The organism is Heyndrickxia sporothermodurans (assembly GCF_003055045.1).
Lineage (GTDB): Bacteria > Bacillota > Bacilli > Bacillales > Bacillaceae_C > Heyndrickxia > Heyndrickxia sporothermodurans.
Map to the genome: position 1 here is coordinate 110,838 of NZ_NAZB01000007.1, position 21,822 is coordinate 132,659.

General features: G+C 36.1%; 23 protein-coding genes and 2 pseudogenes. 9 read left to right on the top strand and 16 right to left on the bottom strand.

From position 1 onward, the window contains the following. Positions 1-394: 394 nt before the first annotated feature. Together B5V89_RS01555 and B5V89_RS01560 are read right to left on the bottom strand one after the other, a co-directional pair. On the bottom strand, positions 395-1,618 hold the full coding sequence (locus B5V89_RS01555; RefSeq protein WP_107920848.1) for an MFS transporter: 1,224 nt from the start codon (positions 1,616-1,618) through the stop codon (positions 395-397). A gap of 545 nt (positions 1,619-2,163) precedes the next feature. After that, positions 2,164-2,607 carry a hypothetical protein gene (locus B5V89_RS01560; protein WP_107920849.1) on the bottom strand — a complete coding sequence of 148 codons (444 nt, stop codon included), beginning with the start codon at positions 2,605-2,607 and terminating at the stop codon, positions 2,164-2,166. 186 nt (positions 2,608-2,793) lie between these two features. Here B5V89_RS01560 and B5V89_RS01565 point away from each other — a divergent pair, with 186 nt between their 5' ends. Next, positions 2,794-3,204, top strand: coding sequence for a helix-turn-helix domain-containing protein (locus B5V89_RS01565; protein ID WP_066228952.1), 411 nt, complete (start codon positions 2,794-2,796; stop codon positions 3,202-3,204). 7 nt (positions 3,205-3,211) lie between these two features. Here B5V89_RS01565 and B5V89_RS01570 read toward each other — a convergent pair whose 3' ends face one another. The 3 genes from B5V89_RS01570 to B5V89_RS01580 all read right to left on the bottom strand — a co-directional run bounded on the left by B5V89_RS01570 (position 3,212) and on the right by B5V89_RS01580 (position 6,544). Then, positions 3,212-3,850 (bottom strand): transposase, encoded by a 639-nt coding sequence (locus tag B5V89_RS01570; RefSeq protein ID WP_244913431.1) that lies wholly within the window; start codon positions 3,848-3,850, stop codon positions 3,212-3,214. 90 nt (positions 3,851-3,940) lie between these two features. Further along, positions 3,941-5,002: a DNA-processing protein DprA gene (gene dprA / locus B5V89_RS01575; protein WP_108070212.1), complete on the bottom strand. Its 1,062-nt coding sequence runs from the start codon at positions 5,000-5,002 to the stop codon at positions 3,941-3,943. A 3-nt stretch (positions 5,003-5,005) separates the two neighbouring features. Continuing rightward, positions 5,006-6,544 (bottom strand): YifB family Mg chelatase-like AAA ATPase, encoded by a 1,539-nt coding sequence (locus B5V89_RS01580; protein WP_108070214.1) that lies wholly within the window; start codon positions 6,542-6,544, stop codon positions 5,006-5,008. A 425-nt stretch (positions 6,545-6,969) separates the two neighbouring features. On the opposite strand from B5V89_RS01580, the pseudogene B5V89_RS01585 reads away from it, so the two are divergent. Together B5V89_RS01585 and B5V89_RS01590 are read left to right on the top strand one after the other, a co-directional pair. Next, positions 6,970-7,800, top strand: a pseudogene (locus B5V89_RS01585) (ComEC/Rec2 family competence protein); the annotation flags it as partial. Between the two features lie 331 nt (positions 7,801-8,131). Next, entirely contained in the window at positions 8,132-8,347 is a 216-nt protein-coding gene (locus tag B5V89_RS01590) for a DUF3006 domain-containing protein (protein WP_066228932.1), read from the top strand. An 83-nt stretch (positions 8,348-8,430) separates the two neighbouring features. Here the strand turns inward: B5V89_RS01590 and B5V89_RS01595 are convergent, their stop codons facing one another. The 6 genes from B5V89_RS01595 to B5V89_RS01620 all read right to left on the bottom strand — a co-directional run bounded on the left by B5V89_RS01595 (position 8,431) and on the right by B5V89_RS01620 (position 13,265). Continuing rightward, positions 8,431-9,759, bottom strand: a complete 1,329-nt coding sequence (locus tag B5V89_RS01595; protein ID WP_108070216.1) for a 6-phospho-beta-glucosidase — start codon at positions 9,757-9,759, stop codon at positions 8,431-8,433. 51 nt (positions 9,760-9,810) lie between these two features. Further along, positions 9,811-10,158 carry a PTS sugar transporter subunit IIA gene (locus B5V89_RS01600; protein WP_066228924.1) on the bottom strand — a complete coding sequence of 116 codons (348 nt, stop codon included), beginning with the start codon at positions 10,156-10,158 and terminating at the stop codon, positions 9,811-9,813. A 179-nt stretch (positions 10,159-10,337) separates the two neighbouring features. Beyond that, positions 10,338-11,234: an ROK family protein gene (locus tag B5V89_RS01605; RefSeq protein ID WP_181294586.1), complete on the bottom strand. Its 897-nt coding sequence runs from the start codon at positions 11,232-11,234 to the stop codon at positions 10,338-10,340. 56 nt (positions 11,235-11,290) lie between these two features. Next, positions 11,291-11,530: a hypothetical protein gene (locus tag B5V89_RS01610; RefSeq protein ID WP_084347495.1), complete on the bottom strand. Its 240-nt coding sequence runs from the start codon at positions 11,528-11,530 to the stop codon at positions 11,291-11,293. 12 nt (positions 11,531-11,542) lie between these two features. After that, positions 11,543-12,886, bottom strand: a complete 1,344-nt coding sequence (locus tag B5V89_RS01615; protein WP_066228918.1) for a PTS sugar transporter subunit IIC — start codon at positions 12,884-12,886, stop codon at positions 11,543-11,545. A gap of 76 nt (positions 12,887-12,962) precedes the next feature. Next, on the bottom strand, positions 12,963-13,265 hold the full coding sequence (locus B5V89_RS01620) for a PTS sugar transporter subunit IIB (protein ID WP_066228914.1): 303 nt from the start codon (positions 13,263-13,265) through the stop codon (positions 12,963-12,965). A gap of 300 nt (positions 13,266-13,565) precedes the next feature. Between B5V89_RS01620 and B5V89_RS01625 the strand changes: the two genes are divergently transcribed. Beyond that, positions 13,566-14,321, top strand: a complete 756-nt coding sequence (locus tag B5V89_RS01625; protein WP_108070219.1) for a MurR/RpiR family transcriptional regulator — start codon at positions 13,566-13,568, stop codon at positions 14,319-14,321. A 47-nt stretch (positions 14,322-14,368) separates the two neighbouring features. Here B5V89_RS01625 and B5V89_RS01630 read toward each other — a convergent pair. Together B5V89_RS01630 and B5V89_RS01635 are read right to left on the bottom strand one after the other, a co-directional pair. Then, positions 14,369-14,731, bottom strand: a pseudogene (locus tag B5V89_RS01630) (SDR family oxidoreductase); the annotation flags it as partial. Continuing rightward, complete coding sequence (locus B5V89_RS01635; protein ID WP_066228908.1) at positions 14,724-15,053, bottom strand: rhodanese-like domain-containing protein; 330 nt, start codon at positions 15,051-15,053, stop codon at positions 14,724-14,726. The gene B5V89_RS01635 and the pseudogene B5V89_RS01630, both read right to left, overlap by 8 nt. Positions 15,054-15,206: 153 nt before the next feature. Between B5V89_RS01635 and B5V89_RS19995 the strand changes: the two genes are divergently transcribed. Together B5V89_RS19995 and B5V89_RS01640 are read left to right on the top strand one after the other, a co-directional pair. Then, entirely contained in the window at positions 15,207-15,383 is a 177-nt protein-coding gene (locus B5V89_RS19995) for a hypothetical protein (protein ID WP_181294587.1), read from the top strand. 270 nt (positions 15,384-15,653) lie between these two features. After that, entirely contained in the window at positions 15,654-16,160 is a 507-nt protein-coding gene (locus B5V89_RS01640) for a DUF3189 family protein (protein WP_108070241.1), read from the top strand. 77 nt (positions 16,161-16,237) lie between these two features. Here B5V89_RS01640 and B5V89_RS01645 read toward each other — a convergent pair whose 3' ends face one another. Beyond that, positions 16,238-16,990 carry a Cof-type HAD-IIB family hydrolase gene (locus B5V89_RS01645; protein ID WP_108070223.1) on the bottom strand — a complete coding sequence of 251 codons (753 nt, stop codon included), beginning with the start codon at positions 16,988-16,990 and terminating at the stop codon, positions 16,238-16,240. 89 nt (positions 16,991-17,079) lie between these two features. Continuing rightward, the gene (locus tag B5V89_RS01650; RefSeq protein ID WP_066228903.1) at positions 17,080-17,574 is read right to left on the bottom strand and encodes a PTS sugar transporter subunit IIA; all 495 of its coding nucleotides are present in this window, start codon (positions 17,572-17,574) and stop codon (positions 17,080-17,082) included. A 186-nt stretch (positions 17,575-17,760) separates the two neighbouring features. Here B5V89_RS01650 and ptsG point away from each other — a divergent pair, with 186 nt between their 5' ends. From ptsG to B5V89_RS01665, 3 genes are read left to right on the top strand one after another with little or no spacing between them, the layout of a single operon-like run. Continuing rightward, complete coding sequence (gene ptsG / locus B5V89_RS01655; RefSeq protein WP_108070225.1) at positions 17,761-19,296, top strand: glucose-specific PTS transporter subunit IIBC; 1,536 nt, start codon at positions 17,761-17,763, stop codon at positions 19,294-19,296. Positions 19,297-19,298: 2 nt separating this feature from the next. Continuing rightward, positions 19,299-19,982: an N-acetylmannosamine-6-phosphate 2-epimerase gene (locus tag B5V89_RS01660; RefSeq protein WP_108070243.1), complete on the top strand. Its 684-nt coding sequence runs from the start codon at positions 19,299-19,301 to the stop codon at positions 19,980-19,982. A gap of 29 nt (positions 19,983-20,011) precedes the next feature. Beyond that, a complete protein-coding gene (locus tag B5V89_RS01665) occupies positions 20,012-20,827 on the top strand; it encodes a MurR/RpiR family transcriptional regulator (RefSeq protein WP_108070227.1) in 816 nt (271 codons plus the stop codon). Between the two features lie 41 nt (positions 20,828-20,868). Here B5V89_RS01665 and B5V89_RS01670 read toward each other — a convergent pair whose 3' ends face one another. Beyond that, positions 20,869-21,678, bottom strand: a complete 810-nt coding sequence (locus tag B5V89_RS01670; RefSeq protein ID WP_108070229.1) for a zinc ribbon domain-containing protein — start codon at positions 21,676-21,678, stop codon at positions 20,869-20,871. Between the last annotated feature and the right edge of the window lie 144 nt (positions 21,679-21,822).

Here is a 21,822-nt window from a genome sequence, read left to right on the forward strand (position 1 = left end):
AAAAGGATGAGGCGTTCTATAATTGTTATATGCAGTCTTGAAAGAATGTCGATATTTGCAAGGTTTCACTTTAAAAAAATGGCGGTACTATATTAATAGAATCAAATCAATTGGAAGGTTTAGATGGCATCTTAAAAAAATCTCTGCATGTACAATCCTTAATAAAAGGACGAAAGGAGAATTTAAAAGTGAAAATCAAAGTTCGTAGTTGGAGGTCGCTAACAATTCAAGACAAACTATTTATTTTAAGAGCTATTAGTCTAAACTCAAAAATGAAATCAAGAACGTAATAATCCTTTGCCCGAAATCTATTATGTCTTATGAGTATACAACCCGATTTTTCATCAAGGAAAAACCGTGCAGTTGTGCACGGTTTTGACACTTTTATAACAGATTATGCTCCATCTTTTGAAACTTCCATATTTTTTGGTACGTTCTTATTGTATAGCGGAACTATAAATAGTAATCCGATAATGAAGAGAGCAGCTGCGATTTCGTACATAGGGACGATGGACCACTGTGCTTTTAATGCCCCAGCAACACTCATAGTTACTACCATTGATCCTGTGAAAAGTGGGCTTAATGTTCCATTTACCCTCCCAATGAAATCAGCTTTCGTGTTTTGAAGAATCATCGTATTAATACCAATTTGGATACTCGGCATAAAAAAGCCGCATACAAACTCTGCTATTAATGTGATCCATAAAACGGTGGAAGCACCAATTATACTCATCCCGATTGCATTGGCTAGCATTCCTAAAACAAGTAGTTTTTGCGGAGGTGTACTTTTCGAAAAGACCATTGAAAAAGCTCCGCCAATAATCATACCAGCCCCATTTACCATAAGAAGCCATTGTAAATTTTCTTTATGCAAACCTAATCGTTCAGTTACTAAAAAGATATTAAGCGGCTGAATTAAGCCGATCGCAAGACCCGCTGCCATAAAACAAATACCGAGTAGTTTTAATTCCTTTTTGGCTAATACATATTGAATACCACTTTTCATTTCTTGCCAAAGCGATGTTGCTTTTGTTTCTCTTTCCATCGAGTGGTCTGCAGGAATTAACGTTAAAGCAGCGGCTGATAAAAGGAAAGCAACCCCAGTAATAGCAATCGAAACGTCAATGCCAAATTGTTGGAATACAAATGTTCCAAGAATTGGACCTAAAATCATAAAAATTGCAAAAATGGTTTGATAAATGGACATCGCTGATTGAATTAACTCTTCCTTCAAATGCATTTTGAATAACTTCATTCCGGAAGGCTGTGAAAATTGGGAAAGAATTGATGAAATTAATGTAGCAAAGAAAACTGCTTTCCAAGTACCGTAAACTAGAGCTAAAATAACTGCAAAGATTGAAACGGCACTTAAAACATCACACCAGATCATCGTTTTTTTGGGTTTCCATCGGTCAGCAAACGTTCCACCGATAAAGGAAAAAATAAAGATTGGAGCAAATTCGGCAACAGATATCATCGAAACGGCAAATGGATTCCCATTTGTTTTTTCCATGACGTATAATAATACGGCAAAATTTCTAACCCAAATACCCACCTGTAAAAATAACGCAGAAATAAAAATGGCTTGAACAAATCTGTTTTTAAATAATTGTCCCATAGGATTCTCCTCTTCATATTAAAATGTTCTGTTGTTGGATGATGAGCAAAATACTAAGAAAAGATGCTCATTTCCAATATAGAAATAACCTATTTCATTCTAGTTGTAGCTAACTAAACTATTTTTTCCAAAATTATAACCCCCTATTCATGCATTTCTCAAATAGGGGGCCATCTAGAACCATAAAAGGACACTGTACAGTCGGATGTTCCACCTCTGTACAATCATCAACTTTATAAATGTATAGACTAATCCTATTTTTGAAAAATGCTTCGTGACTATAACGAATGTTTTCATAAAAATTAGGATTAGTTTTTCATCGCCCTTTGGTTCACTCCTTCGTTTAATGGTGTTAACAGTTTACCCTAAATATAAATTTATTTCAATCACTTTTTTTAGCCTTTACTATGATCAAAACTGAGCATAGTGTCAGGTACCGTTAATGGACATTTGTGCTCATATGATAGACACTTAAATTTTTAAAACAAAGTGCTATGAAAAGGACAGGGCGCTTCATAATTTGTATGAAGCGCACCTGTCCTTTCTTATCGGTTATGTCGTTTTTTTAGTTTTCTTCGTTTTTTAATCGGGACTTGTGAAGTAAAATAAAGAATTTGTTTTCCTTTCTTTATCCCGAAACATGACAGTAGGCCTGAAAGCAAGTGTGGCGATATACTTTCTCTTGTCTCAAAAGAAACACTCTTCTCGACTAAATCAACGATTAGTTTAATATTCAAATGATTTTCTAAATTTTCGTGGTGAATTTCAATTTTAAGTGAATTCCATTCTTTAAGTGGTGTAATTGGAACAAAAGATGATGAATTCGATGATAAAGCAATACTTTGAAGGGCGTGATGAAACTGAAACTCAGAATACACTTTCACTAGTTTCTCACCAACCGCTTTGCCATGACAAATTAATTGATAATCTCCATGTATGCCTTGTCCATTGGATAAAATTTCTCTAAAGTGAAAAAGAATATCCCCCACGTCTCCTTTCTATTACTTTTATACTAGGAATATAGCAACATTTAGTACAATTGTAAAATAAAATTGAATATTGTTAATATTTTATTCCAAAAAAGACTACAAATAAATATTCGTAATAGGAATATTGTATTTTTTCTAGTAGTAAAACCGCTATCTTAAAATTAAAAAGAGATAGCAGGTGTTTGTATGTCCATTCATGAACGATTTAAATTGATTCGCGAAGAATTAAACCTAACACAAGAAGAACTCGGTGCTAGAATGGGACGTAAACAATCAGAAATATCAAAATGGGAAACTGGAAAACAAGCACTGAGTGCAGAGATACTTGATGATTTTATTAAAGTAACCAATCTATCAAATAACCATCTGATTTATTTAATGCGAGGACCAGAATCTGAATCTGAATTCGGAGAGGACCTTGAACCAATGATCATAAGGGAACAGTTTGAAGACGCGGAAATGCAACGTGTAATTGAGATATTTAAAAATGAAACCGAGCTCAGAAAAGAATTCAGTCTTATTTCTAACTATCCAAATAAACAACGGCGCAGACTCATTAATAATATAATTTCCATTTTGAAAAACGAAAGAGAGTAATAAAATTTCAATTACAATTTTTCTTCGCGCTCCCCTTTTTTATTCTCTGTTGAATCGGCTTCTCCCTTGGTAGATGCACTATTTTTCCAGTTGGTAATATAAAGATAGCACTAAATGGCTCGTGTAAGTATTTCTCATAATTTACAACCAGGGGATCTTTAAAGTAGGAAAAGATTTGGGTGGTAAAAACTAGAGAGTTTTCTTCCCCAAATATATATGTTCGGTAGCTACTCCATGGATAATCTTCCAAACGTTGAACAATATTAGCTCTAATCGGGTTTAAGTGAATATATTTATTCACTTCTAGTTCATAATCGGGCCTGTCAATTTGTTCCGCTCCGTAACGACTTTCAAATACATGACCGGTAAAATCATACCGTTTATTAAAATATTTGGCGTATTTTGTATGAACTTGTTTCATTATTTCGCCAGGCGGGTGCTTGATCGTTTCAATCTGAAGATGGATATGATTGGTCATTAAGCAATAAGTATAAAGTTTAAACGGAAATTTCCCCATCGCCTCGCGCAAAAGATATAAATACATACTACGATCTTGATCATCAAAAAATAAATTACTTCTCCTAATTCCGCGACTAGTAATATGATATTTTGCTCCCTCAAACCAAATTCGCGGTTTCCGAGGCATAAAGTTCCCTCCTTTTTTTGGTAAAATGGTACCTGACACCTGGTGTCAGGTACCATTTATTCATTTTACTGAATAATTATTCTTATTTATTCATTTGCCATTTGTCTTTTTAACTATGTTTCCACGGATTGTAATTTCTCCTTGGAGCTCTAGGTCGAAGAGTTCATTCATGAGGTCTTCGTTATTCATATTCAATTGCAATGCAAGTTTTGGTATCGAGGTTGCTGTTGTAAGAATGGAGAGAATTGGATGTGATCGTAGTTTCTGAATAAGATTTTGCTCATAAAGTATTGGCAAATTTTTTACTGCATCCAGACTTTCGATTCCTAAAAAGGGGATTGCTCCTTGTTCAAGTAGTTGGTTTGTTCCAACTCCTTCTTTCACATAAAGTTGATTAGGAACAGCCAAAATCCTTCTTCCATGATTTCTTGCAAACTGCGCTGTCCATAGAGCCCCGCTGTTTTTACCTGCTTCTACTATAATCACTTCGGTTGACCATGCACTAATTAATGCATTTCTTTGTAGGAAATGTTTGGGCTTTGGTAATGTTCCCGGAGGGTATTGTGAGAGGATTATTCCGGATTCTAAAATTTTATCATAGAGTCTACGTTGTTCTTTTGGATAACAAACATCCACTCCACCCCCTAGAAAGATAATCGGATATCCTCCCTCTTTTACACATGCCGCATGTACATAGCTATCTATTCCCTTTGCAAATCCACTAACGATTGGGATATTTAAACACGCAAGCTTTTCTCCAATCTCCTCAGCCACATTTCTTCCATATGTTGTACACCGTCTAGAACCAACGACTGCGATTGCTGTTTCATACTTCTTGAAATTTCCTTTATAGTATAAAATGACAGGAGATTCTTTACACTCCTTTGCTAGAATAGGGTAAAAACGATCATGAATGGTTAACAGTTTAATATCATTTTGTTGCATCCGATTGATTATTAATTCTGATTCGTTCAAACTTTTACTATTAATAATCGCAGAAATGGCTGTTTTTCTTATCCCTTTTATATTTCTTAATTCTTCTTCTGTTGCATCATAAATTCTTTTAGGTGTTTGAAAATGGTTGATTAACTTTTTTTGAGTAATAGGTCCGACATTTTTCAACAAGCTTAACCAAATCCAAAATATTTCCATTTTCTATATTTTACCCCCAATAAATGTTTGGTCCTCTTTTTCCATATCACGGCTTTGTAAGCTTTTTCTTATATGTGAAATACGAATATTCTCTTCCCCCTCTATATCAGCAATGGTTCTTGCAATTTTGATAAATTTATGAATGGCACGTCCACTATAATAATAACGTTTGGCTGCTTGACGAAGTAGGTTTTTTGACTCTTTATCAAGCTGACAAAATGTTTGGATTAAAGAAGGGGTCAGCTGGGCATTACAATTAATCAGCGGGATGTTTTTATACCGTTCCTGTTGGATTTTTCTTGCCTGCTCAACTATTTTTCGGAGTTCACTAGAACTTTTCCCTTTCGTTTTGTTTTCAAAAAAATCAACCATGCCTACGTATTTTTGAATATCCATCCTATCCAAAATTGGACCGGATAATTTTTGCCGGTATTTAAATATTTCATAATCTGTACATTTGCATCGATTTTGACCAAAATACCCACATGGACAAGGGTTCATCGCACCAACAAGCATAAAATTGGCTGGATAGGTATGGGTTCCCCACACACGTGAGATTGTAACTGTTTTATCTTCTAATGGCTGCCTTAATGAATCTAATGTCTTTCTACTAAATTCCCCCAATTCATCTAAAAACAAAACTCCATGATGGGCTAGTGATATTTCACCAGGCTTAGCAAAAGGACCACCGCCTATAATCGAATTCGTTGATGCATTATGGTGAGGAGCTCTAAAGGGTCTTTCCGTCATCATTCGATTACTATTCTTTAATAAATTTGCAACACTGTAAATTTTCATTACTTCCAATGACTCTTCTTCTGATAAGGAAGGTAAAATAGTGGGAATTCGCTTAGCTATCATTGACTTGCCGCATCCTGGCGGGCCAATCATAAGAAAATTATGACCGCCTGCCGCGGCAATAGTAATGAAATTGATCAACCATTCTTGTCCTTTTACATCTTGGAAATCTAATGATGTATCTGAAGATTGGGAGTCTACTAAATCTAAGGAGTCATCTATTGTTGGTGGTGAATCATTATTGAGGAGGGAAATAACTTCTGTTAATGTATTACATCCGTAAACATCGATCCCTTTTACTAATTTCGATTCCTTAACATTTTCTTTTGCTACTATCAATTTTGTAATGTTCTCTTCCTTTGCCTTCATTGCCATTGGCAAAATTCCCGAAACAGGGCGGATGGAAGAATTTAATGAGAGCTCGCCGATGAAACCTGTCTGTTTTATTTGCTTTGCTTTAATTTGATTCGTTCGAAGGAGTAGACCAATCGCCATTGCTAAATCAAAATGAGTACCGGTTTTTTTCATATCAGAAGGTGCCAAATTAAAAATAACTCGTTGCAGAGGGAAGTGATAATTAGCGTGCATGATAGCTGCTTCCAGCCTCTCCCTAGCTTCCTTAATCGCCTTATCTCCTAATCCTACAATAGACACTGAAGGCGTACCGATAAGAACATCAGTCTCTACTTCAACGACATTCCCCTCAACCCCTGATAATGTAAAAGTATATACTGTAGAAGCCATTTTTCATCTCCTTATAAAATAATGATTTTAAGTAGAAAAGACAAAACACATTGGGATAACAATTATGAATATTTGATTTTAAGAGGATACAAATAAGTGACATGTAACGGGATAGATAACATAAGGATAGAGGGGGTTACAAAGATTAAAGAGTTTATAAAGATTATAGAAATTAAAGAGAAGACGTCCACCTTAAAACCTTTCGACAAAAACTACTAAAACCCTTCAAAACTTTAAAAAAAATTCTGCTTCCCTCTAACAAATTCATCGATTAAAATGTGAAAAACTACACATAGTGTCAGGTACCGTCATTGGAAAATTCAGCTTTTAAGTCAATTTAGGGTTTTTTGTCATTTTCAGATTTTTCGCCAAAACTTCTTCCATCTTAACTTAAATGGTGGTAAATTATTGAAGGAGGCGAAACTATGAAAATACAAAAAGTAGTTATTAGTTTTATTTTATTACTTTCCTTTGCTCTTTTCCCTAGCACGACCCATGGGGCAAGTAAGGATCTTTATGTTCATTTTATTAATGTTGGACAGGGCGATAGTATCTATATTAAGACGCCTAAGGGTGATGATATCTTAATTGATGGAGGAAATCGTGACGGCAGTGATGTTGTAGCTTATTTAAAAAAACAAAAAGTAAAGGATATTGAAGTAATGATATCCACTCATCCTGATGCAGACCATATAGGTGGACTCGATGAAGTACTAAAAGCATTTAAAGTGAAGTCAGTATATGCACCAAAGGTAAGCCATACAACAAAGGCATTTAAAGAATTTTTAACGGCTGTTAAGCATGAGGGGCTAAAAATTAAATCTGCTACTAAAGGGGTCTCACTCCCTATTAAAGGTGTATCAGCAAAATTTATTGCACCAGTAAAAACCTATAGCAAAAGTGATTTAAATGATTGGAGTGCTGTTTTAAAACTTACATACGGAAAAAAATCATTTATATTTACAGGTGACGCCGAAATAAAATCCGAAACAGATATGATTCATTCAAAGCAATCGTTAAGAGCAGATGTATTGAAGGTAGGACACCACGGGGCAAGCACATCCACTAGTACGGCATTTTTAAAAGCTGTTCACCCAACCTATGCTGTTATTTCTGTTGGAAAAGGAAATCACTATGGACATCCAACATCCACTGTTCTAAATCGATTAAACAGCAATAAAGTGAAAGTATTTCGAACTGATAAACAAGGAACAATCATTGCAAAAACGGATGGAAAGTCTCTCTCTTTTAACACCAAACCGGTTAGTTCAACGTCTAGTGTGTCCAAATCTAGTAAAAAAGGGAAAGCTTCCTATAAGTTATCTGCAAAATTAGATAAAACAAGACCAAAGCAATACAGTACGGTACATTTAACTGTAAAGGGTATTCCGAGCGGTACATACAAAGCTGTATTTCATTATAAAAGTAAAGACACCATTTATAATGGAAAAATCGGAAAGCCCCTTCCTGTAAAAATTAGCCGTGCATCTACAAGTTTTCGAGTAAAAATTGATGTAACCGCAAAATATAAAGGGAAATCATATAAAACGCAAACTTCATTTATTCCTAAATAAGGAAGGTTTTCAAATGAAATATATTATTGACCGCTTTGAAGGTGAAATCGCTGTTTGTGAAACAGAAGAAGGAAAAATGATTGAGATTGATAAACGTTCCATTCCCGCAAAAGCTAAAATTGGCGACGTATTAATCCTAGTCAAAGGTCAGCTTGAAATTGATCAAAAATCAACCCAACAAAGAAGAAAAGAAATCAAAAAACTTATGAACGAAGTCTGGGACGATTAAAATGTGAACAACTACACAAAGTGTCAGGCACCGTGGAAAACATAGTTGTTTGTCCATGAGCGGTGCCTGACACTTTTTATGATTTATGCTTTTATTGCTTGTGTGAATTGTGGCAGGTGTTGTTTATGTGCTTCTAGCATTTCGTCTAGTATTTGTTTGGCTATTTTGTCAGATGGGACAAGTGGATTTATTGTCATTGCTAATAAAGCCGTTTTGTAATCTCCCGTCACCGCAGCCTCTGCCGCAACACGTTCGAACGATTTAATTTGCTGGACAAGACCTCTTGCGGCAACTGGAATATCCCCAACTGAAATCGGTCTAGGACCATCTTTTGTGATGACACAGTTCACCTCAACAGCCGAATCAGCTGGAATACTTGCAATCGCTCCATTATTTCTTGTATTTACTGGCTGAATATCGCGTTTGTCATTATAGATTGAATTAATAAGGCTGCATGCTGCATCACTATAATAAGCACCACCGCGTTTTTCTAATTGTGGAGGCTTCATATCTAATTCAGGATTTTTATATAATTCGAATAGATCCTTTTCTAACTTTTGAACGACTTCTGCTCTCGTACCAACAGTTTCTGCCGCTTCAAGCTCCTCCGTCAGCATATCACCGGTTTTATAATAATAACGATGATAGCCACATGGTATAACCCCTAATGCTCGGATAAAATCAGGCTCCCATGCTAACCCGGATATATTTTTCATTGTCATTTCATTCTTCGGATCAGTCATGCTATCAATGACAGAATCTAGTATACTCACACCATCTAAATAAACATTTAAACCAAAAACCATATGGTTCAAACCTGCAAAATCAACATGAATTCGACTTGGATCGACTTCTAATGCTTTTGCAATTCCCATTCTCATTCCGATTGGAACATTACACAAGCCTACAACTTTCTTAATATTACTGTAACGAAGTACCGCCTCTGTCACCATACCTGCAGGATTTGTAAAATTCACAAGCCATGCGTCGGGACATAACTCTTCAATATCTTTGCATATATCTAAAATGACTGGAATTGTTCGAAGCCCTTTAAATAATCCACCTGGACCATTTGTTTCCTGCCCAATGACATTGTATTTTAGTGGAATGCGTTCATCCTTTGCACGAGCGTCCAATGAGCCAACACGGAATTGTGTCGTTACGAAATCGGCATCTTTTAACGCCTCTCTCCGATCGAGTGTTAAATGGATATCAATCGGAATTCTCGCTTTTTGAACCATACGCTTAGCCAAGTTTCCGATTATCTCCAGCTTTTCCTTTCCTTCCTCAATATCTACTAGCCAGAGCTCTTGAACCGGAAGCTCATCATATCTTTTAATAAAACCCTCAATTAACTCCGGAGTATAACTAGATCCTCCACCAATCGTTACAATTTTTATCCCTTTAGTCATGTTTACCTCCTCTAGATTATGAAAGGTTTGAATTTTAAATGTGATAGTTAATTATTTCACTACTGAATTTTTGCTAATTTCACCTTTCAAATAATGAATATCTTTATACATTCGAATCATTTCTTTTACTAAATCATTTATTGTTTCGACACTCATCATTTGATCCTCCGCGTGCATGATAAGTAGCGAAAAAGTAAAGTTATTCCCTGATGCTTCTTCTTGAATGAGCTGGTGATGTGCTTTATGCCCCTCCGTTAAATACTGGCGGGATTCTTTCAACTTGTCCTCAGCTTCTTCATATCGACCTTCTCTTGCAGCATACAATGCTTCCATCACTAAACTTTTTGCTGTTCCCGCATTACTAATAATATTAAAAGCAACTAACTCCATTCCTTCCATCCATTTATTCCCCCTTTCTATCTATTAAAATGGAAATCTTTCAAATAGGAGCTATATCCTTGACTGTTAAGTTCTGCTCCAGATTCTCGCTTTCCGCGAGAGGTTCGGGAGCCTCTTCGCAGCTTCCGCTCCAATCTTTGTGTTTTAACCAAAAACTACAAATATCGCGAATAAAGCACCTATTCTGTTAATGATTGGTACATTTCAAAATGGTGATATAAAGCACCGAGTACACCTGCATCATTCTTTAAAAAGCAACATTCAATTGGTACCTCTCCCCGATATGAAGGGAGCCGCTGGATGCGCCATGTTAGTTCATTTATTAAATCATCCCTTTGGCTAATGGCTCCGCCTAGGAGAATCTTATTCGGATTAAAGAGAAAAAATAGATTGTAAATCGCAATAGAAAGGCTATCATAAAACTGGTTCACCTCATGCAATGCATGGGGGTCTCCCTTCTCATATGCCTCAAAAACATCTAATCCTGACACCTCTTCGACAGCAACTCCTTTATAATGGGCAAATCGTTCCCGCAATCCCCACAACCCGCCAGTACTGCTTAATGTGCATCTTCCTACAGTATTATTTTGCAAACCATTAGTTATCATATAACCAAATTCCCCAGCCATATAAGATGATCCGCGGTATAATTGATTATTCAAGTAACAAGCGCCGCCTATCCCCGTACCAATTGTCATACATAAAAAATCCGTTTCATGCTGTGCATTCCCCTTCCACTTTTCAGCTAAGGCAACACAATTCACATCATTTTCTACACTAACAGGCAATTGTAATTCCGCCTCTAAATAATCCTTTATATTGAATTTATTAAAATCGGAAATGGCTCCCCCTACTTCAATATATCCATTTTCAACATTGACGAAGCCGGGAACACTTAATGCCACCCCAGTTAGATCATTTTGCTCCTTTGTAACCTCTATTAAATGATTTAAAATTGATTGGCCGGAATATCGATTTGTTGGGAACTTTCCTTTTTGAAGGAAAGCTCCATTTTCATCTAAAACTGCAAATTTAGTATCTGTGCCACCGATATCGAAAGAAATATATTGTTTCAAAAGCAACACCTCGTTTCTTCTTAGAAAAAATACTTATATAAGATTTGTTTAATACACTACTCTAACACTCGCATAGCATAGTGCAATGCTGTACCATGAGGTGTTTCTTTAAAAACATTTTTCAAATGTCTAACTGTATCATCTGATGATAAGTTAGTTGTTACTAGAAAAACGGATTTAATTTTTTCTGACTTAGTTAATTTAACTGAAACACTTTCATCCTCGTATTCTTTAAAAAACTCTCTAATAAATTTAATTTGACCACATGAAATTTCAACGTATATTTCATTCATCATCATTTTCTTTCCTTACGCTGTTTTTTCCGATTCTGAACTGCTGTTATAACCGCTGCTAGCTGCTTTGTTAGAGGCAATGACGAACGGTAAGTAAATAATTGTTGACACCGCTAGACAGACAAATCCAATAATTAAAGCTACCCAGTTACCTCCAGTACCGAGAAACGCAATTAATGGTCCCGGTGTCGTCCATGGTACAGCGTAGGCAATGGCAGGGATTAAGCCCGTTGATATTGCTAAATAACCAATAATGACATTAACCGCTGGAACGATAATAAATGGTAAAATCAAAATTGGATTTAATACAACGGGAAGACCAAAGATAACGGGCTCATTAATGTTAAAAAGTCCGGGAGCTATGGATAATTTACCAATCTCTCGATAATCCTTCCGCCTAGATACAATGAATATCGCAATTAATAATCCTAGTGTCATACCCGAACCACCATAGTTAGCGAAAGCATCGTTGATAGCCCAAGTAACAGGATATGGAGCATCCCATGCGGTACCGTGTGCCGCAACATAATTCAAGTTTTCTAAGTTTGCTTCCGCAAACATCGCTTCACGAATGGCCGCAACCGTGTTTGGTCCATGAATACCAAAGACCCATAATAGATTGGAAACAATACATAATACAACAAGTGAGAAGATATTTGTTCCCAAATGTTTTAAAGGGGTCTGAAGTACCGCATAAATAAATTCGTGTAACCCATTTGGATATAATGCATTTATGATAGCGTTTCCAATTGCAAATAGAACAGTAATAATAATAATTGGGAATAACACTTTAAACGAACGTGATACTGCCGGTGGAACTGATGCAGGCATATTAATTTGCAATTTTTTAGACCTGGATAGTCGACTGAATAATTCACCAACAACCAATCCTACGATTAGAGCAACAAATAGTCCTTGTGCACCTACCCATTGTGTCGATAAAAAGCTTGCGCCATCTACCACTTTATATGGTGGATAGATAATAAAAAATGTAGATAATCCAGTTAAACCACATAATAATTCATCGGCCTTCAAGGATATAGCCATATTCCTCGCCACTAGAAACACGATAAACATTGATAAAATATTCGTAGACCCATTTAGTACTGGTGAAAAGACTGACTGAAGATCTGCCAAATTCGGAAATAATTTATGCAAAAATAAAATTTTTGCAATAAAACCATCTGGTGCCAAAATAGCAAAGTTTAAAAGAACAATTAATGATCCCGCCAATGTAATTGGAAATGCCAATATGAAAGCATCACGGATAGCTATAATATGCCTTTGTGAATTTAATTTTGTCGCGATAGGAACAAGTGCCTTTTCGGCGACCTTTTCAAAAGTAGCCATAAACCCCATAAAAAATTCCCCCTAAATAGTAAAATGGTTAATCAATTTACACCGTGCTCCCCTTTGTGTGTAAGCCAAAGTAATCTTACCTAATAAGATTTAACGCTTTCTCAAGAACCGCCTTTCCATTCATTGTCCCGTAATCCCTCATGTCAATTACTTCAACTGGTACCCTGCCTTCAATGATCGCATCAACTTGTGGCTTTTGATAGCGAACTTGTGGTCCTAATAAAACAACATCCACTTCACTCGCCACACTTTCACACTCAGATACAGGCAATGCAAAGATTTCAAGCTCCAAACCTTTTTCTTTTGCTGCATCTTTCATCTTATTAACTAGTAAACTCGTAGACATTCCTGCTGCACAAACTAATAAAAGCTTTTTCACATGGTAACCCCCCTGTAAGATGTTAGTGGATAGTCCTCTTCCCACTTGTTTCAATGTCTTTTTATACCAAAAATAATTTTTCTCCGTCTTGATCCCACGCTCCCTCCTCTTTAATTGAATTGTACCCGCTTTCATTTTTTCTGTAAGCAAAAATAAGCATTTAGTCCGTTTTTCCGCTAAAAGGAACTTGTTACATTTTTGAAACATCTTGTTTTTTTGTTGAATGATTCGTGATATGATTTAACTACTTTAATAGTTGTCTAAATTTTAAGTTTATTAATATAAGGTGGTGTGTGAGGATTGTTTACAAATGAGGTGATTTCATCATTTAATGATTTAGAAATTTCACTATATAATTACATCACAAAACATAGTGACAAAGTGATTTACATGAGGATCCGTGAGCTAGCTGATCAAACCCATGTCTCAACATCAACCATTTTGCGTTTTTGTCGAAAACTAAATTGTGAAGGATTCTCTGAATTTAAGGTAAAACTAAAGCTTCATTTGGATCGAAATGAGGAAGCCAACTTAAAATCAACGAAACATTATCTTTCAGAATTTGTGGAACGCACGATGAAAGGGAATTTCGAATCATATATACAAGAAACGGCGGAACTAGTTGCCCATGCTGAAAAAGTCATTTTTGTGGGAACAGGAAGCTCTGGAATTCTAGCGGAATTTGGTGCCAGATATTTCTCAAGTTTAGGCAAATTCTCTTCTTTTATTAAAGATCCTTTCTACCCTATTAATAGTAAAGACCTAAACGATAGTGCGGCAATCATCTTATCGGTTTCCGGCGAAACCGATTATACGTTAAGACTTGCCAATCTATTAAAGGAAGAAGGAAGTAAAATCATAAGCATTACGAACAGCAAAAACTGTACATTAGCAAAAATGTCTGATATTAATATCTCCTATTACGTTACAGAAGTTCACCTAGGAGAAGCTAACATCACCACTCAAATCCCTGTCATCTACATCTTAGAGGAAACCGCGCATATGATCCGAAACATCAACAAACTACGTCACCAAATGAAAAAAAATAGTACCTGAACTAGGTCCGGGTACTATTTTTCCAATACTGTCCTTTTTATTGTTCTTCACACTTCATACATCATTTTTTTCGTCATTCCCCCATCGACAACAATATTTTGGCCAGTGACAAAATCGTTTTCAAAATCAGTTAAATAAAAACATGCTTTTGCAATATCAACTGGCTTTCCGACGCGATTGGCGGGTTGTTGTGCATGATCAGAAAAACTTAAACTTTCGTAGTCTTTTGTTTCAATCCTGCCCGGAGTAATCGAATTTACGCGAATGCCTAACTGACCTAAGGAAATGGCCATTGCATGTGTAAGGGCAATGATTCCACCTTTTGAAGCAGCATAGCCTTCGGAATTTGATTCGGACATAAATGCACGTGTAGAGGCCATATTTACGATCGCCCCACCCTTTTCATTTCGATTTCGAATACTCTTTCCATGCGGTTAGACCGCCTTCTAAAACAGTAACGTTAAAATTTTTCTTCGCTAAAATGTTTGCACATTTTGCTGCAGAATTTCCAGTCGTACAGGCAATAATGATTTCCTTATCCTTAGGAAGTGTGATGTCTTTAACATTTTCCGCATCTTCCATTTCAAAAATGGTCGTTTTAGGAATATTCATCGAATGTTTAAGATGATATTCATTAAATTTGTCTTCGGATCGAACATCTAAAACGAAAACATCTTTATTTCCTTTTAATCGACTATCCAATTCCTTAGGTGTAAGTGTTCGGATTTCCATAAGTATCCCCGCTTTCCATTGATAGAAGTAACCTATATACAGTATTAACCTTTTTTAGTTAAAATTCAATTTCTATACATACTTTTCTGTGGATAAAAGTTATCGATTTGTAAATTCTAAATTACAAGCTATATCAAGGGAGTGGAAAGAAAAATGGCTAAAAACCCATTTGAACATGATAAACAAGAAGATGCATTAATAAAAAAAATGTATGGTATAGAGCCGGAAATGAGTCTTCTTTCCGTCAATTTTGCGACGAAGGAAAATGGTTATTTAAATGATCACGATCAAAGAGATGAAGTAGTGGATAATACTGTGGATAAATTGTGAATTATCCACCAATTCTCGTGGATAACTACAGAAACACTGTGTATAATTTTTTTGAGGTGTTGAGTTAATACCAACTTTTCAACAAAACTAGACGAAGTGACAACTTCTCCTTCATGTCATTATTATTAACTTTACTGCAAATTATCATGAATAAAGAATGTAATATTGAAAGCGAGTGAAAAGTTTTCGTTAACTATCGTTGTTTAAGAATGAAATAAATTTTAGTGGGAATAGTAACTGCTAACAGAAATAATAAAGAAGGTTGATATGGTGATATATATATATAACGATTACGGCGGAACCCATACGACGTCTATGGCAGCAGCCTTTCATTTAAAAAAGCTGCCAACAGATCGTGAACTGACAAAGGAAGAAATACTAGCGATTCCCTACTTCAATAAATTAACTTCTTCTGATTTTGGCAAATTGATTTTTCACGGAACAGATGAAGACGAAAATCCAGTGTATACAATAGGCAGGAAGAATCAAAAATTTGTTGTTCCTGCAATGAAAGAACTTGGTCTTCTCTTACAAAAAAGATATGGCGAAGAAGAAAAGATCATTTTTTCAAATACCTCTCCTACCGTTCCCTTTCCAATGTCGATCGGAGGATTTCTTTCTAGAGGTTTAAAAATTGATTTCTTAGGTGTACCGTTGTTAGTAGCAGGGGCAAAAATTTGCACGAAGGATATTATTCGCTTGGTCGAACATACAAAACAATCCGGTAAACAACAGAAGGATAAAGTAATAGTGTTAGATAATAAAGAATTTAAATGAAATGACTACGTTTTAAATTTTCAATTGGCTCCTTTTTCTAAAGGAGCCAATTGACTTAGAATAAATTAACTATCCCACTATAGAACCCACCGCTGAATAGCCTTTGCCACTCCATCATTATCATTCGTATCTGTTATCCAATCCGCGGCTTCCTTTACGATAGCTTGCGCATTTCCCATTGCTACGCCTATTCCTGCAGTTGTTATCATAGCGATGTCGTTCATACTGTCGCCCATTGCCATAACATTTTCCATTGTGATTCCGATTCGTTCGCAAACTTTTTCAAGTGCTTTTGCTTTGCTGATTCCGTATGGGTTTACTTCCAGATTGGTCGGGCTAGAGTTTGTTACTTGTAGCTTGTTTTTTTCTAATTCTTCCATGATGATTTTTCTTGCGTGGTCATCTTCTACATCGAAGCCAAACTTTAACCATTCATAATCCGCAAAGGTGTTTTCGTCCGGAAACTCATCTCGATAGACTTTGTCAACAGTAATAGCCCAGAACTTCGTGTTGTGAAGATTTTTCAAATCCCACATCATTTTGATTTGTTCCACCTGCAACAAATTCCGCTCCAATAATTTGCCTGATGAATCCCAAATTTCACCGCCATTTACAGTGACTAAAAAGGAATTTAGCTCTAAATCCTCGGCAAACTCGTGGACGGTTGCAAAATTACGACCGGTACTTAATACAATATGAATTCCATTTTCTTTCGCTCGGGCAATCACCCGCTTATTTTCTTCAGAAATTTCCTCTTTACTGTTCAATAATGTTCCATCCATATCTAAAGCAATTAGACGAATATCACGGTTCTGTATCCTTTCAGTCAATTCACTCTTCCTTTCTCCCGTTCACTCACCTACCACTATATCTTTTATACGGTGAGCAAGCAAATCACACGATGCATAGGCTTGCGACGTTAAGCTTTTTTCCTAATCTCCATAATTACATCTTTGTGATTAACAGTTTTTTCATTTGACATTCGTTGTTGAATGTCAAAGTCGTCACCATTTAATAGAACGATCGGTGTAATCACTTGATACCCTAACTCTTTAACTTTTTCGATATCAAATTTTGCAAGGGAATCTCCTTTTCTGATCTTATCTCCCCCCGTAATCCCAATATCAAAACCCTCACCTTTAAGGTTTACTGTTTCCAGTCCCATGTGTATTAATATTTCGGCGCCTTCTTTTGAGCGGAGAGTAATCGCATGCTTTGTTGGAAATACATCCACCACTTCACCATCGATTGGAGAGACTAACGAACCATCGCTTGGGATAATTGCCATGCCGTCCCCCATCATTTTTTCAGAAAAAACTTGGTCTGGTACCTCTTCTATTGAAACTGCCTTCCCATTAAATGGGGCAGTTATTGTAATGGACTTATTTTCTTTTTTAAATAATGATTTAAACATTTATCATTTCTCCTTCCTTTTTTAACATAGAAAAAACGTAACATACTTAAATACTTCATTCCAAATGATAACGTTTTTTCGGTTACTTTTAACAAGTAATGAAAACGCTTATTTTTTTGTTGATTTTTTTTATTGTAATACTTTATACTAAACTTGTAAATAATTTTCACGTTTGGGGGTATAATGATGAATAGTTTCTTCGAAAAAGCACAGCAATTCGGAAAATCGTTCATGTTGCCGATAGCTGTTTTACCTGCAGCAGGTCTTCTTTTAGGTATTGGTGGTGCATTATCAAATCCTAATACGATCAAAGCCTATCCTTTTTTGGATGTATCATGGTTACAGGGCATTTTCACGATTATGTCGAGTGCGGGCAATATTGTCTTTGCTAATCTTGCATTACTGTTTGCAGTAGGTCTTGCTGTCGGATTAGCGAAGTCGGATAAAGGAACTGCCGGTTTAGCTGGAGTTCTAGCATTTTTAGTTATGAATGCGACGATGTCCGCCCTACTTACAATTACGGGAAAAATGAATGTAGACAATCCCGCTGCCGCCGGGCAAGGCATGGTACTTGGGATTCAATCATTAGAAACAGGTGTGTTCGGCGGGGTAGTTGTTGGAATTTTAGCGTCATGGCTGCACAATCGCTACAACAAAACTCAATTACCACCATTCCTAGGTTTCTTTAGTGGTTCACGTTTTGTACCGATTATTTCATCTTTTGCTGCAATTATTCTCGGTGTTGTTATGTTTATTGTATGGCCGTTTATTCAAAGTGGAATTTTCAAAATGGGTGGTTTAGTTGAAGCAACTGGTTATATAGGAACCTTCATATACGGCTTTGTCCTCCGTTTACTTGGACCTTTTGGACTTCATCATATTTTTTATATGCCTTTTTGGACAACAAGCCTTGGCGGTTCACTTGTCGTGGATGGTCATTTAGTTGAAGGGACACAACGAATTTTCTTTGCTCAGCTTGCAGATCCAGATACAAAAGAATTCTATGTTGGAACTTCTCGTTTCATGTCTGGTCGTTTTATCACGATGATGTTCGGATTACTAGGTGCAGCTTATGCAATTTACCGAACAGCGAAGCCTCAAAATAAAAAAATTGTGGCAGGGTTAATGGGATCAGCTGCCTTAACTTCTTTCTTAACTGGAATAACAGAGCCACTTGAATTTTCATTCTTGTTTGTTGCACCAGTGCTATATGTTTTACATGCCTTTTTCGATGGCTTAGCGTTTATGATGGCTCATATTCTTCATATTACGATTGGTCAAACATTTTCCGGCGGTTTTATTGATTTTATTTTATTTGGTATTTTACAAGGTAATGCAAAAACAAATTGGGTACTTGTCCCTATCGTAGGAATCATTTGGTTCTTCCTATACTTCTTTTCCTTCAGCTTCCTTATTAAAAAGTTCAATTTTAAAACACCTGGTCGTGAAGAAGAGGGAGAAGCGGCAGTATCAATTAATAGTAAAAGTGAACGTGCTCAAGTCATTGTTGATGCATTGGGCGGACTAGAAAACTTAGATAATGTTGATTGCTGTGCTACTCGATTACGTGTAACGGTCAAAAATGAAACTGTTGTAAATGAAGATTTATTGAAGAAAACAGGTGCAAGAGGGGTTATCTCAAAAGGTAAAGGAATTCAAGTAATCTATGGACCTGATGTGACAATTATAAAAAATGAAATAGAAGAAATGGTAGGCGAATAATGATGTTAGAAACCATAAAAAAAGGGCTTGTTGCTTCTTGTCAAGCGCTTCCAGATGAACCACTTCATAGCTCATTTATTATGGCAAAAATGGCTTTAGCTGCTAAACAAGGCGGCGCTTGTGGGATACGTGCCAATTCCAAAGAAGATATTATCGCAATAAAACAGGAAATCGATCTACCTGTCATTGGAATCGTCAAACAAGATTATCCTAATAGTGATGTGTTTATTACTGCTACAAAGCGTGAAGCGGATCAATTACTTGAAAGTAAGTGTGAAATGATCGCACTCGATGCTACATTACGTGTTCGGCCAAATGGTGAAACATTAGAAGAATTGGTATCCTATATCAAAGAAAAAGCGCCAAATGTACAATTAATGGCTGATATCTCAACAGTAAAAGAGGCAGTCAATGCCGAAACACTCGGTTTTGATTGTATTTCTACTACACTTTTTGGATACACAAATGATACAAAAGGTAGTAAACTATTTGATAATGAGTTTTATTTTTTGAAAAAAGTCCTTCAATCCGTTTCTATTCCTGTAATCGCAGAAGGAAATGTCATGACACCTGAAATGGCTAAACAGGTGTTAGACCTTGGGGCGCATTCAGTTGTAGTTGGCGGTGCTATATCTAGACCACAACAAATTACTGCTCGATTTGTTGAAAAGATTCAAAAGGGATAGCCTGTTTCCGAAGGAGAAAGGAGCTCTTTGTGACCTCATTATTAAAGGACATTCAGTCAAGGTACTCTTCCTTTTCTGATAAAGAACGACAAATTGCGGATTATTTACTTTCGTCACCTGATGAAGCTTCACAAAGCCATATTAAGGAGATTGCATCGAAGACAGGTGTTTCAGTAGCCTCTATTACTAGATTTGCCAAAAAAGTTTCGTGTCGCAACTTTGTCGAGTTAAAATTAAAATTAGCTCAACAAACCCATATAGAAAAAAGCGATGATATTGATGAAGCCTTACAGCAACAATATCGAGACATGTTTAAAGATATTCGGGCACTATCAGAAAAAGAATCCTTTATGCGTGTTTTAACAATGATACAAGAGGCAAATCGAATTTTCATTTATGGCCTAGGCAGCTCAGGACTTGCCTCACAGGAATTAAACTATCGCTTAAGCCGGATGGGGTTTACTTCAGAAGCTGTTACTGACCCACATCTTATGGTGATTAGAAGTGCTTTGTTAAAGGAAGGCGATCTTCTTCTTACATTTTCTCGTTCAGGGCAAACAAGGGACCTATTAATGTCAATTGAAAAGGCAAGGGAAAATGGTGTAAAAATTGTCTCTTTCACAGCTTATGGTGACACCCCATTAACAGCACTTTCCGATGAAGTATTATGGACGATTCATCCGATTAGAAATGGGATTTTCTCCCCCGGTCTTGATTTAAGCGCACTTTTTTTAATCGATAGAATGACTACTCACTTACTGCAGGATCCTGCAAGGAATGATACGTATACCCAGACGGTATCGATTATAAAAAGCCTGTCACACTTAAATCATCTTAAAGAATAAGCTACCCTCCTTTGGGTAGCTTATTTTGCTTAATTCTATAATCATAAAAAACCACCAAACATACTATTAAAAGCCACTTTTAGTGCATTAAATAGTAAATCACCCATAATTAGAATGGATAGGTAGGTTAACACGTAGATAATCAAAGAGCCGAAAATAACATCTAATCCTTCATGGTTTTCTTTTTTATAACTGGCGATGACTAATGGGGGAACCATTAGGATTGAACCGAAAAAACCTAATAAAAATATTGCTAGGAAAAATTTTATTTTTATGATTGCAAAAATTAATCCGATAAGTAAAATTGCAACGAAAGGAATTAAAAATGAGCTAAAACGTGCCAATACTTCCTTGTACCCCACTTGCACTTTTCCTAATCTAATGGCGGCAAAGGTAAAGGTGATGACTAGAATAGTTAGTACAAGATACCCGAAAAACGGTATAATTACTGTTTCCGCGAATGGCGGACCTGCATTTATATTAGCACCAAATAATGAACCAAAACGATTGATACCGGAAAAGAGGATTTTTACACCGAAGTATAGGATAAAAGGTATAAATAGGCTGTATAAAATAATTGTAATAATTCCATTAACAAAATGTTCCTCACCGACGGAGTGACTGTTCGCATACGGTTTCTTTAACACTTGAATAAAGTATTGAAAATATTGTTTGGAAATTTTCTTAGTTGCTTCAACATATTGATTGGATTGGGCTTTTTCAGATGGAGTTTGAATTGGATGTGTAGCTGATGCGGCAACTTCATTTCCTGCTTGCTCTAATAACCTCGTTCCACAATTTTCGCAAAAATTCCCTCCCTCATTTTCATGTTGACAATTTGGACATTTCACATAATAACCCCCTTAAAGTTAAACCTTTAAACATTTTATTACAAATACACTAGCAAAACAATATAAAATATTCGAATTATATTGATGCCATTCTTACTTTTGATGGAAAGTATTGATTAAGCGACAGCGACATGCAAGTTGGTG